Source organism: Gluconobacter potus, assembly GCF_015244705.1.
Classification (GTDB): domain Bacteria; phylum Pseudomonadota; class Alphaproteobacteria; order Acetobacterales; family Acetobacteraceae; genus Gluconobacter; species Gluconobacter potus.
In genome coordinates, this window is the sequence record NZ_JABCQF010000002.1 from 116,000 (window position 1) to 131,348 (window position 15,349).

The 15,349-nt window shown below is 60.1% G+C and carries 15 protein-coding genes and 1 pseudogene; 8 read left to right on the forward strand and 8 right to left on the reverse strand.

The genetic code is table 11. From position 1 onward, the window contains the following. Positions 1 to 173: 173 nt before the first annotated feature. Positions 174 to 1,127: a GlxA family transcriptional regulator gene (locus HKD31_RS04605; RefSeq protein ID WP_194264376.1), complete on the reverse strand. Its 954-nt coding sequence runs from the start codon at positions 1,125 to 1,127 to the stop codon at positions 174 to 176. 109 nt (positions 1,128 to 1,236) lie between these two features. Between HKD31_RS04605 and HKD31_RS04610 the strand changes: the two genes are divergently transcribed. Further along, positions 1,237 to 1,701, forward strand: a complete 465-nt coding sequence (locus HKD31_RS04610) for a nuclear transport factor 2 family protein (RefSeq protein ID WP_194264375.1) — start codon at positions 1,237 to 1,239, stop codon at positions 1,699 to 1,701. An 18-nt stretch (positions 1,702 to 1,719) separates the two neighbouring features. Here the strand turns inward: HKD31_RS04610 and HKD31_RS04615 are convergent, their stop codons facing one another. The 5 genes from HKD31_RS04615 to HKD31_RS04635 form a co-directional block, all read right to left on the reverse strand. Further along, positions 1,720 to 2,610 carry an aldo/keto reductase gene (locus HKD31_RS04615; protein ID WP_194264374.1) on the reverse strand — a complete coding sequence of 297 codons (891 nt, stop codon included), beginning with the start codon at positions 2,608 to 2,610 and terminating at the stop codon, positions 1,720 to 1,722. A gap of 43 nt (positions 2,611 to 2,653) precedes the next feature. Then, entirely contained in the window at positions 2,654 to 3,367 is a 714-nt protein-coding gene (gene bdcA, locus HKD31_RS04620; protein WP_194264373.1) for an SDR family oxidoreductase, read from the reverse strand. Beyond that, positions 3,364 to 3,816 (reverse strand): SRPBCC family protein, encoded by a 453-nt coding sequence (locus HKD31_RS04625; RefSeq protein WP_194264372.1) that lies wholly within the window; start codon positions 3,814 to 3,816, stop codon positions 3,364 to 3,366. The genes bdcA and HKD31_RS04625 overlap by 4 nt, the downstream gene beginning before the upstream one ends. A 31-nt stretch (positions 3,817 to 3,847) precedes the next feature. Then, positions 3,848 to 4,609 (reverse strand): SDR family NAD(P)-dependent oxidoreductase, encoded by a 762-nt coding sequence (locus HKD31_RS04630; protein ID WP_194264371.1) that lies wholly within the window; start codon positions 4,607 to 4,609, stop codon positions 3,848 to 3,850. Positions 4,610 to 4,766: 157 nt separating this feature from the next. Beyond that, entirely contained in the window at positions 4,767 to 5,405 is a 639-nt protein-coding gene (locus HKD31_RS04635) for a TetR/AcrR family transcriptional regulator (RefSeq protein ID WP_194264370.1), read from the reverse strand. Positions 5,406 to 5,511: 106 nt separating this feature from the next. On the opposite strand from HKD31_RS04635, the gene HKD31_RS04640 reads away from it, so the two are divergent. Beyond that, complete coding sequence (locus tag HKD31_RS04640; RefSeq protein WP_194264369.1) at positions 5,512 to 6,726, forward strand: MFS transporter; 1,215 nt, start codon at positions 5,512 to 5,514, stop codon at positions 6,724 to 6,726. A 320-nt stretch (positions 6,727 to 7,046) separates the two neighbouring features. On the opposite strand, the pseudogene HKD31_RS04645 reads toward HKD31_RS04640, so the two are convergent. Both HKD31_RS04645 and HKD31_RS16230 read right to left on the reverse strand, forming a co-directional pair. Next, positions 7,047 to 7,940 (reverse strand): annotated as a pseudogene (locus HKD31_RS04645) (IS481 family transposase); the annotation flags it as partial. Between the two features lie 319 nt (positions 7,941 to 8,259). Further along, complete coding sequence (locus HKD31_RS16230; protein WP_255520126.1) at positions 8,260 to 8,385, reverse strand: hypothetical protein; 126 nt, start codon at positions 8,383 to 8,385, stop codon at positions 8,260 to 8,262. 124 nt (positions 8,386 to 8,509) lie between these two features. On the opposite strand from HKD31_RS16230, the gene HKD31_RS04650 reads away from it, so the two are divergent. The 6 genes from HKD31_RS04650 to HKD31_RS04675 all read left to right on the forward strand — a co-directional run bounded on the left by HKD31_RS04650 (position 8,510) and on the right by HKD31_RS04675 (position 15,321). Beyond that, positions 8,510 to 10,114 (forward strand): FGGY-family carbohydrate kinase, encoded by a 1,605-nt coding sequence (locus HKD31_RS04650; protein ID WP_194264367.1) that lies wholly within the window; start codon positions 8,510 to 8,512, stop codon positions 10,112 to 10,114. After that, a complete protein-coding gene (locus HKD31_RS04655) occupies positions 10,111 to 11,820 on the forward strand; it encodes a glycerol-3-phosphate dehydrogenase/oxidase (protein ID WP_194264366.1) in 1,710 nt (569 codons plus the stop codon). Before HKD31_RS04650 ends, HKD31_RS04655 begins: the two co-directional genes overlap by 4 nt. A gap of 3 nt (positions 11,821 to 11,823) precedes the next feature. Further along, on the forward strand, positions 11,824 to 12,816 hold the full coding sequence (locus HKD31_RS04660) for a beta/alpha barrel domain-containing protein (protein WP_172493376.1): 993 nt from the start codon (positions 11,824 to 11,826) through the stop codon (positions 12,814 to 12,816). A 120-nt stretch (positions 12,817 to 12,936) separates the two neighbouring features. Further along, entirely contained in the window at positions 12,937 to 13,764 is an 828-nt protein-coding gene (locus tag HKD31_RS04665; protein ID WP_194264365.1) for a triose-phosphate isomerase, read from the forward strand. A gap of 78 nt (positions 13,765 to 13,842) precedes the next feature. After that, positions 13,843 to 14,325, forward strand: coding sequence for an RpiB/LacA/LacB family sugar-phosphate isomerase (locus HKD31_RS04670; RefSeq protein ID WP_062495040.1), 483 nt, complete (start codon positions 13,843 to 13,845; stop codon positions 14,323 to 14,325). 54 nt (positions 14,326 to 14,379) lie between these two features. After that, positions 14,380 to 15,321 (forward strand): substrate-binding domain-containing protein, encoded by a 942-nt coding sequence (locus HKD31_RS04675; RefSeq protein WP_062455916.1) that lies wholly within the window; start codon positions 14,380 to 14,382, stop codon positions 15,319 to 15,321. The last annotated feature ends 28 nt before the right edge of the window (positions 15,322 to 15,349 follow it).

Consider the following 15,349-nt stretch of genomic DNA (forward strand, 5'->3'; position numbering starts at 1 on the left):
GATTTCCGTTATTATTTTTATAAATATAATAACGGATTACATGCTTTTGGGCGCTGTCGAAGTAATCCATTTAAAGCGCAACGTAGAATTGGCTGGGTGGTTACTATTTTCGTCGAAAGTTTTTTGCAAAAGGTCGGCAGATTTCTGCCGAACGCTGACGATGCGAGAGTGTTTCAGCCTAAATTGTCCGCGGCATTCCGCCGGACAGCCTGAGGCGGCTGGTGAAACTCGCGCAGGAAGGCGCGGCGCATCCGCTCGGGATCATGAAAGCCGGTCATGACGGCAATGGCTTCGATGGGGAGTGTGGATCGCTCGACCCGCTCGCGCGCGGCTTCCAGACGCAGTTTCTCGACGGCTCTGGCGGGACTCATACCCACCGCGCCCCGGAAATTGCGTGAAAAATTCCGCGGGCTCATACCGACCTGACTGGCAAGAACATCCACGGTCAGGCGCTGCTGAAGGTTGGACCGGATCCATCCCAGAAGCCCGGAAAAGCGATCCTGGGTGCTGCCCATTTCCAGAAGGGCCGAGAACTGGGACTGCCCTCCGGGGCGATGATAGAACACCACCATCTGCTGCGCCGTACGACGTCCGATATCCGCCCCGAGATCTTCGGTCACCAGCGCCAGCGCCATATCAATACCTGCGCTGATGCCAGCCGACGTCCAGACCGGACCATCCTGAACATGAATGGCCTCTGCCGAGACCCTGATTTTTGGAAACCGTGCTTTCAGGGCTCCGGCCTGTTGCCAGTGCGTGGTTGCCCGACGTCCATCAAGCAGCCCGGCCGCCGCCAGCAGGAAAGCACCCGTACACACGCTGCAGATCCGCCGTGCCGTACCGGCGTGATGGCGGATAAAACCCTGCAACTCCGGACAGTCCATGGCCGTTACATGACCCTCGCCTCCGACAACGACGAGCGTGTCGAAGGACCGCGCTGTGGCGAAGGGAACGGTTTCGAGCGCCATGCCGGAAGATGACCGGACAAGCCCACCATGCTGCGACAGGGGGGTCATCTCATACGCAGCCTCTCCCAGCGTCCCGGCGATTTCGAAAGCCGCAGTGACGCCGGCTGCATCGAGCAGTTGGAAGTTGGGATAAAGCAGGAGACCGATCCGTATGGGCATGGCCTGAAATGAGGGATCATTGTCCTTTCGTCAAATGCTCTTGTGGAAAACACTGACAGGCACCGGGTCAGCCCGTGATCCATTTCCGAACCAGAGGCGGAATTTCCCAATGTCCCGACCCCCTTTCCCCCCCTTCAATGCCGAAACCGCTGTCCAGAAGGTCCGTCTCGCGGAAGACGCCTGGAATACCCAGGACCCTGAGAAAGTGTCACTGGCCTATACGCCCGACAGCCATTGGCGCAATCGCTCGGACTTTATCCTGGGGCGGGAAGAGATCGTGACGTTCCTGACGCGGAAATGGCAGCGCGAACAGGAGTATCGCCTCATCAAGGAACTCTGGGCTTTTCGGGATAACCGGATCGCGGTGCGCTTTGCGTATGAATGGCGGGATGTGTCCGGGCAGTGGTTCAGATCCCATGGAAACGAGAACTGGGAGTTCGATGAAAACGGGCTGATGCGTTACCGCGCCGCGTCCATCAACGACCAGCCCATTTCAGCCGCCAGCCGCCTGTTCCACTGGTCTGAAACGAGACGTCCAGACAACCATCCCGGCCTTTCGGCGCTGGGGCTGTAACTTTCCGCAAGCGCTCCCCTACGGTGTGGAGCGGAACGCCTTGCGGCCTTCCGCATCCAGGGCCGCGAAGTCCTCGTCGGAGAGTGTGATGCCGGCGGCGGCTACATTCTGTTCCAGATGGGCGATCCTGGACGTGCCCGGAATGGGCAGCATCACTGGGCTGCGTTTCAGAATCCAGGCCAGTGCGATCTGGCTCGGGTGAGCCTCATATTTCCGGGCCATGACATCCAGGATCGACCCCGGCTTCGCAAGATCACCGGCCGCAAGTGGAAACCACGGGATGAATCCGATGTCCTGTGCCGCGCAATAATCGAGTACGTCCTCACTGGTGCGGTCGACGAGATTGTAGCGGTTCTGGACAGTTGCCACGTCAAAGAACTTCGACGCCGCCTTGATGTCATCGACGGAGACCTCGCTCAGCCCCGCATGACGGATCAGTTTCTGATCGATGAAGGATCTGATCGCATCGAACTGCTCGTCCGCCGGCACTTTGGGGTCGATCCGGTGCAGTTGCCACAGATCGATCTGTTCGACGCCGAGATTGCGCAGGCTTTTGTGCACCTGCTGGAGCAGATATTCCGGCCGCCCGACCGGCTTCCAGATATCCGGTCCGGAACGGGTCAGACCGCCCTTCGTCGCGATCACGAGCCCCTCGGGATACGGATGCAGCGCCTCCCGGATCAGCCATTCCGAGACATCCGGGCCATAGGAATCCGCCGTGTCGATGAAGTTGACGCCGAGTTCGGGAAGACGTCTTAGCGTGCGGATGGCCTCATCATGATCAGTGGGCGAACCCCATATCCCCGGCCCCGTAATACGCATGGCGCCAAAACCAAGCCGGTTGATCTCGAGATCGCCACCGATCCTGAATGTGCCGGATCGGGAGGCAGTGGAAGCTGAATTGGTCATGGTCCTCGGTCCTTGTTTCCAGCAGGGGAAAGCAGCCATTCCGTCAGGCTGCGAAGCCACCATCGATGTTGTATGCAGCGCCCGTGATGATGCCGGCCTCGGGTCCGGCAAGATACGCCACCAGCCCCGCGATCTCCGAGCCCTTGGCATGGCGTTTGATGGCCATGAAACCATGCATCACGTCCTTCAGCGGACCCTCTGCAGGGTTCATGTCGGTATCGGTCGGCCCGGGCTGGACGACATTGACGGTGATCCCGCGTGCGCCGAAATCCCGCGCCAGCCCCCGGGTCATGCCCTGTAAAGCCGATTTGCTGGCGCTGTAGGCCGCAAGCCCGGCCATTGGCATACGGTCGGCATTGGCGGAACCGATAAAGATGATGCGCCCACCGTCAGGCATGGTTCGGGCGGCAGCAACGGCCGCGTGATAAGGCGCATGGATGTTGATGCGAAACAGCCGGTCGATCTCATCCGGGGGGATATCCAGCGGATCGCCCGCGCCAAGAATGCCGGAATTGACGACCAGAACGTCGAGAGGACCAAGTGAGCCGATCAGCGCGATAAGAGCGTCACGGTCGCCACTATCGGCACGCAGGGCCTCGCTTCCGGTCTCGGCAGCCAGAACTTCGGCATCGTCCGGGGAAGACAAATACGTGAACAGGACTTTTGCTCCATCCGAAGCAAAACGACGCACGATGGCGGCCCCGATCCCGCGGCTGCCACCGAGCACAAGGACGGATCTGCCCTCAAAACCGCTCATGACTGCGTCTTCCGCGACGCCAGAATTTCTGCCAGTCTGTCGAAGGCTGGCTGATAGATATGTGTCGGCATCCGGGCCTCCATACTGGCGGCATGTTCGACAGGCGCCTCGAACTGCCCCCGCCACTGAATGAACGTGCGGTCGCCATCCGTTATGGGAAGAAGGCTGATCGTCGACCGATAGTTCCCAATCGGCAGGGCAGATTCAATAATCGAGAACGTCACCGCATGATCCACGTCGGACAACGCGAGAAGCTGTTCCCGGATCACACCAACGTCGCCCATTTCAAGACGGCGGATCGCGCCCACCCGGTCACCGGCCTCATCGCCCTCGATTACGCAGCTTTTCACACCTGGCAACCAGTTCCCAAGAGCGCCGAAATCCCGGATCAGCCCCCAGACGGACGAAACGGAGGCAGGAAGAACGCTGCTGGCCATCACATGGATCATGACGCGTCTCCCGATCGTATCTGTCCGGCCATCATAGCGACTGCCCTCCCGTCACTTCGATGCGCTGACCATTCACCCAGCCCATGTCGTCGGACAGAAGGGCCCTGACCGCGGCTCCGATATCATCGGGTTGCCCGACACGTCCCAGCGGCGTGATCTCTGCGAGGCTTTTGTTGACCGTGGCATCGTCGCGAACCAGCCCCCCGCCGAAATCCGATGCGACCGCGCCAGGTGCGACGGCATTGACGGTAATCCCGCGCTCCCCCAGCTCTTTCGCCATGTAGAGCGAAATGACTTCGGTCGCGGCTTTCATGGCCGAATAGGGACCATGATCCGTCAGATAAAAACGGGTCGCGGCAGAGGTGATGTTGAGAATACGCCCGCCATTCCGGATCAAGGGCAGAAGGGCCACCGTCAGCAGATAGGGGCCCTTGAAATGGATGTTGTACTGGTTGTCGAGCTGCTCGGACGTCGCGGCATCGAAGCGGGTGTGGATGATGTTGCCCGCATTCTGCACTACATAACGCAGCGTCTGCTGTCCGAACTCACGGGCAAGAAGCGTTTCGACCTGCCCGGCAAACGCTGCGAACGAGGCATGATCCGCAATATCCAGCCGAAGCATCCGCAGTTTCGCACTCTCACCGTCCAGCGCGGCTTCTGCCGCTTTCGCCTCGTCTTCATTGGAGTGATAGGTCCCGATCACGTCGATGCCCGAGGCGATCAGATGCTTTGCGATACTGTATCCGATGCCACGATTGGCCCCCGTGACGAAGGCAATGTCCTGTCTGCTCATAACCGGATTCCTTGACCGAGTGCGGCGATATGTTCCGGAATTCAATTTCCGTATCGATCAGTCCATAATATGCGCACAGGATAGCGTCAAGGAATTATGGATCGGACGATACGGAAAAGGATTATGGAACTCCGGCGCCTGCGATTGCCGCAAGGCGTCAGGAATTTTTCGGGTGTTTTCCTGTTCCGGACATCACGGCACTGGCATCCCACAGCGTGAGGAGAGAGGTGATGGCCGCATCCAGGTTGTCCGACGTTACCCCGTCCCGGGCTTCGCAGGTCATGCCATGCAGGAAGGTCGTGAAAATATCAGGCAGCACCTGTGTTGCCGCGCAATCCCGCAGTTCCCCGCTGGCAATGGCGCGTTTCACGCAGGCCATGAATCCGGCGCGTGTCCGCTGCCGCTCTTCGGCAAGCAGCGCCTGGACGGGTTCGTTTTCGGGCGAGCAGTTGCTGGCACCTGCGACGATCAGACAGCCGCAGGGATGCGTCCGGGCCGACTGCATGCGCGCCGAACCGCGCAGCGTCCGTTCGATCGCATCACGCGGCGCCAGACTTTCATCCCCCAGAGGCGCCATGACCTGCCCGTAAGTCGCCAGATAATACTGCACAACTTCGCGGAAGAGGGCTTCCTTGGAGCCGAACGCGGCATAGAAACTCGCAGGCGAAATATTGCCCATGCAGGACTTGAGCTGCGTCAGGGAGGTCGGTTCGTAGCCCTGCGACCAGAACAGCGCCATGGCGGCGTCAATGGCCCTGTCCCTGTCAAACTCCCGAGGACGCCCTGTCCGCGCCATGATGCCGCTCCTTCCGAAAAGACTTCCATATTAAGTGATCCAGAAGTGATTGCCAAGATTTTGCGGCTCTCATATATGTACCAATCGATCCATATATGAGAGCCGCATGACCCCCGAGACGACATCTCCCCGCCAAAGCCCCGATGACGGACTGCCTGTCTCCGGCCTGCTCGCACTGGCCATGACCGGCTTCATCTGCATCATGACCGAAACCCTCCCGGCCGGTCTGCTGCCCCAGATCGGGGCCGGGCTACACGTTTCCCCCGCGCTGGCAGGACAGATGGTCACGGCGTATGCCCTGGGCTCCCTGAGTGCCGCGATCCCGCTGACACTCGCCACGCAGCGATGGCCGCGACGGCGGGTCCTGCTGCTGGCAATCATCGGCTTTGTGGTCTTCAATTCCGTCACGGCATTTTCAGCGCATTACGGTCTGACCCTTGTGGCCCGCTATGGCGCCGGTGCGGCGGCCGGGCTCGCCTGGGCCCTGCTGGCGGCCTATGCGCGCCGGATGGTGACACGTTCCCAGCAGGGACGCGCCCTGGCCATCGCCATGGTCGGCACGCCAATCGCGCTCTCGCTGGGCGTGCCGGCGGGAACATGGCTGGGCGCTGCCGTGGGATGGAGACTGGCCTTCGGGGTCATGTCGGCCTCGACGTTGCTGCTGATCGTCTGGGTTCTGGCGAAAGTGCCTGATTTTCCCGGCCTGGCGCATCATGAGCGCCTGCCGTTCGGGCATGTCCTGCGAACGCCCGGTGTGCGATCTGTCCTGGGCGTCGTGATGGCATGGATGCTCGCGCACAATGTGCTCTACACCTATATCGTGCCGTTCATCGCACCCGCCGGACTGGCGGGACAGGCCGATCGCATCCTGCTGCTTTTCGGTCTCGCCGCCCTTGCCGGCATCTGGCTGACCAGCCGCACGGTTGATCATGCCCTGCGCCTATCCGTTCTGGCCAGTCTCGCCATTTTCGCCGCTGTCGCAGGTGTGTTTGCCATTGGATCCGCATCGCCTGCGGTGATCCTGGTCGGTGTGGCGATATGGGGCCTGACTTTCGGTGGTGCTGCGACGTTGCTTCAGACCGCCCTCGCGGACGCGGCCGGTGATGGTGCGGATGTCGCCCTGTCGATGAATGTCGTCGCCTGGAACAGCGCCATCGCGGGCGGCGGCCTGCTGGGCGGGATCATGCTGGATATCTGGGGAGCAGCCTCGTTCCCCTGGGCTGTGGCAGGTCTCGCCGCCGTTGGTTTCTTGATCACATGGCAGGCCCGGACGCATGGTTTCCCCTCAGGCCACCGCCTGGACCATGAAGACGGGTACTGAGGGGGCTGAGCCCTGAGGAGTGATCCCTGCTTCAGGGAGCGCGTCAACGGGATCACGATGAAGCAGTGACTGTGCAGAACGATCCCGGGGCTGACCCGATCATGTTCGGCTGTTACGGCTCATACCGATGATCAGTGTTTCAGGCGAAGCATCCGGTGAGAATGTTTTAAGACGGTTTAAAACGCTCCTTAAAACGGTACTGAGCCAAGAAGCCTAAACGCCAGTTCCGGTTCCAGACTGTTTGTCCATGTCGCCTAGTTGTTTAGTCCCGTGGTTTGATGGGTTGGACTGATGATGAATCTTTCTGGCTCTGAAGTCTATATTTTGCAGACGTATTCGTAAGGGGTGAGGCCGTTCAGGGTCTTGAGGCTTCGCCCGAAGTTATAGGCTGCTATGAAATCGCTGAGGTGTGTCCTTAACTGCTTGTGGCTGTCGTCATGGAAGCGCTTGACGGTTGCTTCCTTGATAGTCCGGTTCATCCGTTCAACCTGACCATTGGTCCAGGGATGGTTGGGTTTTGTCAGACGGTGTTCAATCCCGTGGGCTTCGCAGATCATGTCGAAGCGCATTGGACGTGACCACGCCGTATTGCGATTGCGGGGCTGTTCAGCGAACTGGATGCCGTTATCGGTCAGAATGGTATGAATCCGGTAAGGGATCATACTCAGGAGATATTCGAGGAATTCCCAGGCCGTCTTCCGATCGGCTTTCCCGACCAGTTGTGTGACAGCGAATTTGCTTGTCCGGTCGATGGCAACGAAGAGGTACAGCTTACCTTCAGCGGTCTGGACTTCCGCTATGTCAAGATGAAAGAACCCGATCGGGTAGCGTTTGAAGCGCTGTCGTTTTGGCTTGTCTCCCTCCATGTCCGGCAGTCGTGAGATCTCGTGACGCTGAAAGCAGCGATGCAGGGCCGAGCGTGTCAGATGGGGAATGCTGGCCTGCAGGGCATAAAGGCAGTCATCCAGCGGTAGCAACGTATGGCGGCGAAATGCCACGATCATTGCTTCGTCCGTCTCGGAAAGGACCGTTGATCGAGGCTCTTTTGGTCCCGTCTTCTGATCTTCGACAGTTTGACGCTTCCGCCATTTCGCAACTGTTTTCGGGTTGATCCCGAACTCCTCGCTCAGCGCCGCGAGCGAAGCCTGCGATCGCTGTAGTGCTGCTCGCACGGCGGGCGTGGTCGTGGCGCTCCCATGACGGTTCTGTCCCATAAGGCTTCCTTCCACTCACGTGAAAATATCACACCATCAAACCCCGGGACCAAACACCAAACCTCATTGGTAAGGGCGGATTGGATCAATCACTCTGTTTCCGGGCGAATTGCATACCGATCCCAGGAAAGCACCGTTTTAGATCCCGTGAGATCCCGCAACGTCCCGGACAATCCTACTTCCTAATTCTCCCATACTGACTGTCCCCCTCCATCGTAGGCCTGTGAATCACAATAACTCTCTCTCTCATCTCAATGAGTTAATAGGTCCTAAGCCTAAAAAAGCATGGTGTGAGGATTTCGACTGCCTCTCACTTCCTTCACCTCGGCAGGGGATGAAAGGCGGTTATTTTATCAAACCAGACCCAGGCGTCGAACTGATTGAAAAGATCGGCATCCAGATAGCCGTCTTCTCCTTCGGTGATGGAAAGCTCCAGAGATGTCACACAACATATCACATTTATCTATGATAAATCACATATAAATGTGTTAAACATATCATTTATTGTGTTATGAGGGCTCATCGTTCTTATCGCTCGATGAGCTGCCACGCTGTCTGGAGGGTGTTCAATGCGCCAGGATTTCACCATCGGAATCGACAGTGGTTCCACGACGACCAAAGCTGTCGTGTTTTCGCCGACTGGTGCGATCACAGGGACGGGGCGTCGTCGTGTTCCACAGCATATGGACCGGCCGCACCATGTTGAGCGGGATATGCATGAGGCCTGGGAGGCCGTCATCGGTTCGGTTCAGGACGCACTGGCGGATGCAGGGATCGATGGTTCGGCGGTTGCCGCCGTCGGGCTGACTGCACATGGGGACGGTGTTTTTCTGCTTGACCGCTCAAGTAGCCCGTTGGGGCGGGGGATCATGTCGCTCGACAGCCGTGCTACGGCGCTCCATGAGCGCTGGCAGCGCGACGGCCTGTCCGATCTGGTGCTTCCGGTGGCCGGCCAGCGTCCTTATGCCTATTCGGCCAACACGCTTCTGGCCTGGATCCGGGAAAACGAACCGGAACGTTATGCGGCGATCGGGTCCGTCATCTTCGCCAAGGACTGGATCCGGTACTGCCTGACGGGCGAGATTGCGACGGATCTGACGGAAGCCAGCACGTCTTTCACGGATCTGCATACACAGAACTACAGCGATGAACTGCTGGAAATCCTGGGATTGCAGGGCATCCGAAAGGCGCTGCCGGAGATGCGCCTGTCCTGTGAAAGCGGTGGCGTCCTGACGCCTGAGGCTGCTTCCCGGACCGGCCTGAGGGCTGGAACGCCTGTTTCGGTCGGGCTGCATGATGTCACGGCCGCTGCGGTCGGTGTGGGTCATACGCAGGCCGGGGATCTTTCGATTACGGCGGGTACGTTCTCAATCAATGAAGTGTTCCGGGACCGGCCGGTCATCGGGGAGGGCTGGGCCTGTCGCGCCGGATATCGGCGGGGCCTGTGGAACTGCATGGCCATTTCGCCAGCATCTTCCAGTAATCTTGACTGGCTGGCCAAGCTTCTGAAGCCCGACGAACAGGACGCGGCCCGGCAGCTCTCAGCGGAAATGGAAAGCCGCCTGTCAAAGCCGGGCGGACGTCATCAGGTTCCGCTGTACCATCCCTTCCTGTTCGGCTCGCCCTATGAAGCGCCGGCCAGTGCTTCGCTATTCGGGGTCCAGTCCTGGCACGACCGGGCTGACCTGTTCCAGGCCATGGTGGAAGGAACGATCTTCAATCATCGCGAGCATGTCGATGCCCTGCGCCAGACAGGCCCGGTCCGCAGGATCGGCGTATCGGGCGGCGGGAGTGGCCAGCCGGTGATTGCACAGATGTTCGCCGATATTCTGGGAGCAGACGTTGAAATACCCGAAGTGCGTGAAGCAGGCGCGCTGGGAGCTGCGCTGACAGCCAGTGTCTCTATCGGACGATACGCCGATCTGGAAGAAGCCGTATTCTCCCAGATCATTCCGATGCAGACATACAGGCCCCAGACCGAACGGCGTCGCGTCTATGAAGGGATTTACCGGCGTTATGTCGCTCTGACCCAGGCCATGCGGCCTTTCTGGTCGGATCTTTATGATGGTGGCCCGGCTCAGGCAGAGCCCGTTGCAGAGCCGGCCGACGTGGAGACAGGCGCTGTCCTGAATTATGCCGCAATGGGCTTCATGCCGCAGGAGGCCAGACCATGAAGGGGCTCGCCACCATACCGGACAATGCTACGTTCGATGTCGCGATCATCGGGGCCGGGATCAATGGGGCTGGCCTGTTCCGGGAACTGTCGCTGCAGGGCCTGCGTGTCCTTCTGGTGGACCGGAGTGACTTCTGCTCCGGTGCGTCCTGCGCGCCCTCACGCCTGATCCACGGGGGCATTAAATATCTCGAGACCGGCGAATTCCGGCTCGTGGCGCAGTCCACGCTGGAGCGCAACCTGCTGCTGCGGAATGCACCCCATGTGGTCAAGCCTCTGCCGACCGTCCTGCCGATCCGTTCCTGGTTTGGCGGCATCGTGCCGTCGTTCCGGAAATTTCTGAGGCTGGGCGGCAAAATGACGGATCGCGGTGCGCTCGTTCTGGAAGCCGGGCTGCAGATTTACGATTTCCTCGGGCGCCATGCCCGGGTGATGCCGCGTCACAGCCTTTTTCTCAGGCGCCAGACACGGCAGGAGTGGCCGCATATAGCGGCGGATGTCATGGCGACGGCCCAATATTATGACGCCTCCATCACCCAGCCGGAACGTCTCGGTTATGAATGCGTGCGCGACGGCCTGGATGTCGGGACGGGCTGCGCGGTTTCGACCTACACGGCGCCGGTGTCTTTTGCAGATGGGGTTCTGGAGCTGCGGGACGAAAAAAGCGGTGAGACGCGCCATGTCCGTCCGCGGCTCATCGTCAATGCGGGTGGAGCATGGATCGACCGGATCAACGCTGATCTGGGTCAGCAAACCCGTTATATCGGCGGAACGAAAGGCAGCCATCTGCTCCTGCGACATGAGGGGCTTCTGCAGGAGCTGCGTGGCCGCATGATGTATTTCGGAACGCCGGACGGACGCATCTGCCTGGCCTATCCGTTCTATGGCCATGTGCTCGTCGGTTCGACCGATCTGCGGATTGATGATCCTGACACCGCCGTCTGCACCGATGAAGAACAGGACTACATGCTGCGTATGCTCGGCGGCCTGTTCCCGGGCTTCCGGTTCAGCGCGGAGGATGTGATCTACCGCTACAGCGGTGTACGCCCGTTGCCTGCGACCAATGCCGCCGATCCAGGAGCCATCAGCCGCGATCATATCATCCATGAAGACGTTCTGGACGGCATACCGCTCCTGTCGCTGGTTGGCGGGAAATGGACGACGTTTCGTGGGCTGGCGGAAGAAACGGCAGACAGGGTGCTGGAAATGCTGGGAGCGGAACGGCACCTGTCCACCCGGGACTTCCCGATCGGTGGCGGCCGCGACTATCCCCCGCCGGAACGGTATTCCGCCTATCTGGACGAGTTCTTCGTCACGCACGGCCTGCCGAGAGCACGGGCGGCCCTGCTTCTGGAGCGTTATGGATCGCGGGCCCGGGCGTTTGCCGTGTTCTGTCAGGAAAAGCCGGATGCGCCGCTGCGCAGTCTGCCGTCCTACACGCGGCGTGAACTGGCCTTCATCGCCACCGATGAACTGGTGCGCACGCTGTCAGATGTGCTGTTCCGCCGCACGCCGATTGCGCTGAGCGGCCTTCTGACGCCGGACGTCGTCCGAGAAGCCGGGGCCATCGTGGGGGAGGCCCTTGAGTGGAGTGCTCAGGAAACAGAGCAGCAGTGTCTGCTGACCTGGCGGGAAGGGCAGGAGCGCCATCAGTTGAAAGGTGAGCTTCCTGCTGCATCGTTTTCACATACAGCCCTGAGGGCATGAACCATGAACCGTTACGAAGAAAAGATTGCCCGCATGGTAGCGGGTCAGGACAGCCGGACCGATTTCATCCTCGCGGATGCCAAGGATTCCGATATGGCGGCCGGAATCAGCGCCACGGGTCTGCATCGCCATCCGGTCTCCATGCAGGAAAAGCGCTCGCGCTTCCGCACCCGGCGCGACTATGTCGATGTGATCAGGACGATCCTCGATCAGGACGTCGTGGACATCATGCTGACTTCGGCTTCGATCCTGGAGACCCTGCTTCAGGAAGATGCCTTCGCCGGGACGCGCATCCAGTCGGCCATCCGCGCCAATGACACCACGGACCTGTGGCGGGGCCGGGGAAGCAGCTATCAGAGCCAGAAATCGGTTCCGTTCCGTTCGGCGTCCCTGATGAAAGCGCAGACCAATCTCGGCCTGTATTCCATGACCTTCAATGGCGATGCCGAGCAGGATAGTCTGGCGCTGGAAGAATTCGCCCGGTTTCGCGAAGAAGCGGCGGAGCGGCGTTTTTCGTATTTCCTGGAAGTGTTCAATCCCAATGAAGGGCGCATTTCCCGGGCGGATCACGGTTTCTTCCTCAATGACATGATTGTCCGCTGTCTGGCCGGTTTGCGACGCGAAGAGCGGCCGGTTTTCCTCAAGGTGCCGTTCAATGGCGCAGAGGCGCTGACGGAACTCTGCGAGTTCGACCCGTCTGTGATCGTCGGCATCATGGGCGGCGGAAGCGGTACGACCCGCGACTGTCTGGAACTTCTGCATCAGGCCCAGTGCTGCGGCGCCCGTGCTGCCCTGTTCGGCCGCAAGATCGTGGACGCGGACGATCCCGTCCTGCTGATCGAAGCCATGCGCAGTGTCACGGACGGCGCACTCTCGCCCATGGAAGCCACCCATCTCTATCATGAAAAAATGGGCAAACGCGGACTGGTCGCCGGGCGCGATCTGGAGATCGACAGTGTGGTGACGGAAACTGTCCTGCTGGAGCGGGCGGCGTGACGTTTGCGTGAAGGGTGGGGAACCTTTCGGATGTATCGTTATTTTTGATGATAATAACAGTTTTAATGTTATAATTTAGCGATAAAGTGGTTTAGATATCATTGGGGTGGGAGAATCGTCATGAGCATTCAGCCAGTTGGTCAGTCTTTCGGGAGGTTGGTTGTGGATCAGAAGAGCGTCTGGATCGGGACGAGCTGGAAGATGAACAAGGGACCGGCCGAAGCGATTGCGGCGGCGCGGGCACTTGAATCCTTCCAGCCGCCGGAAGGGATCCGGTCGTTCGTGATCCCGCCTTTCACGTCCCTGCGGGATGTGTGCTCGGTGCTGGAAGACAGCGCGCTGCTGGTGGGCGCGCAGAACATGCACTGGGAGGACAGTGGCGCCTGGACCGGGGAGGTTTCCGCGCCGATGATCGCCGAGTGCGGAGCGTCCATCGTGGAAATCGGCCATTCGGAGCGCCGACAGCATTTCGGCGAGACGGACTGGACGGTGAACCTCAAGGTGAGGGCTGCGCTGCGGCACGGTCTGCGTCCGCTGATCTGCATTGGCGATACGTCGGATGAATTCGAGTTCGGGGTTTCGCAGGAGACGCTGGCACGGCAGGTGAAAATTGCGCTGCATGGGGTGTCCAGAAAGGATCTGGGGCAGGTCATGGTTGCGTATGAGCCGGTCTGGGCCATCGGATCGGCGGGACGTCCGGCCGAGGCGTCCTTCGTGTCCGGGATCCATACCAGGTTGCGTGCTGTCGTGCGTGAACTGGCGGGGGACAGTGGCGTGCGCATCCCGCTGCTTTATGGCGGCAGCGTCTCGCAGGCCAATATCCGCGACTACGTCGCATTGCCGGATGTGGACGGTGTGTTTGTCGGGCGTGCGGCCTGGGAGCCTGCGGATTTCATGATGCTGGTGGAAAGTGTGAGCGGGGTTGTGTCCCGCAAAATTGCCGCGTGATGACGGTCATCACGGGATCACGTCCTGTTTCCGGCAGCGGAACAGTCTGACTGAACGTCAAAGAAACGGAGAACAGTCATGCGTATTGCGATTGGTGGAGACAGTGCAGGCGAAGGCCTGGCACGGCTTCTGGTGGAACATCTCTCGACACTGGGACGGCATGTCGTCGTTGACATGTCCCATCCCGAGGACGAGCGGGCCGAACTGTATTCGGAACTGAGTGAGCGTGTGGCGCTGGCTGTTCTGCATGGAGAATTCGACCGGGGCATCCTGTGCTGCGGGACGGGGATCGGGGTGTGCATTTCCGCCAACAAGATCCCGGGCATCCGGGCCGCGCTGACCCACGACACGTATTCCGCAGAGCGTGCGGCGCTCTCGAACAACGCGCATATCATCACGATGGGATCGCGCGTCATCGGGCCGGAAGTGGCGAAATCCATTGCCGAAGCCTGGCTGGCCTGCACGTTTGATCCGCGCAGTGCCTCGGCACGGAATGTGGCTGGCATTGATGCGCTCGGAAAGAAATACCGCCAGCAGGCTCCTGTCGGCGCAAGTTGCTGAAGTAAAACTCCCGGTCCGGAACTGATCCGGCTGGTTCTTTGAAAGAATACACTTATGAAAACGGCATTTGCTTTTGCCGCAATGCTGACGGCTGCGCCATTTCTGGCGCCGCTTGCAGCAGGTCAGGCCCATGCAGCGGATAACAGCGCACCCCTGCGCTTCGTGCTGATCCCCAAGACCGTGCATCCCTGGTTCGACAAGGCGAATAATGGGGCACAGGCGGCTGCGGCGATGATCTCGCAGGCGACGGGGCGGAAGGTCGAGATCGAATACCGCGCGCCGCAGACGGCGGATGTGTCGTCCCAGAACGACATTATCGAGCGTGCCATCGCGACCCATCCGGACGGGCTGATCCTCGATCTGCTGGATGAGAAGGGCAACCGCGCCACCATGGACGAGGCGGTGGACGAGAAGATCCCCATGACGGTGTTTGATTCCCTGCCGCCTGAAGGCATGGATATCACGGCTGTGGGCGCGGATTTCTGCGAGCAGGGCACGATGGCGGCCGAGCGGCTGGCGAACCTGGTCGGCAAGAAGGGCGAAGTGGCGATCATGATGGGGGTGCCGACGGCGCCGAACCACACCCTGCGGGCCGAGTGCGAAAAGAAGGTCTTTGCGAAATACCCGGACATGAAGGTTGTCGCGACCGGCGTGGACAATGACAGCATCGAGACCGCGCAGAAGCAGGCCTCTGCTATCATGCAGGCGCATCCGGATCTGGTCGGATGGGTCGAGTGCGATGCCTCCGGACCGGTGGGCGTCGGCCAGGCCATCCGCGAGAGCGGCAAGACGGGCAAGGTCAAGGAAGTGGGGCTCGATAACCTCAATGACATGATCCAGCTCATCAAGGATGGGGTTGCTGAGTCCTCTGCGTCGAGCCGGCCGGAAATGCAGGGTTACTGGGCCGTCGTGTCTGCCTGGCAGCGGGCGATGGGGCAGAAGACGCCCAAATACATCGATACCGGCATCGATCTTCTGACGAGCAAGAACCTCTGACGCAGCAGGACAGGAAGGGGAGTGACGG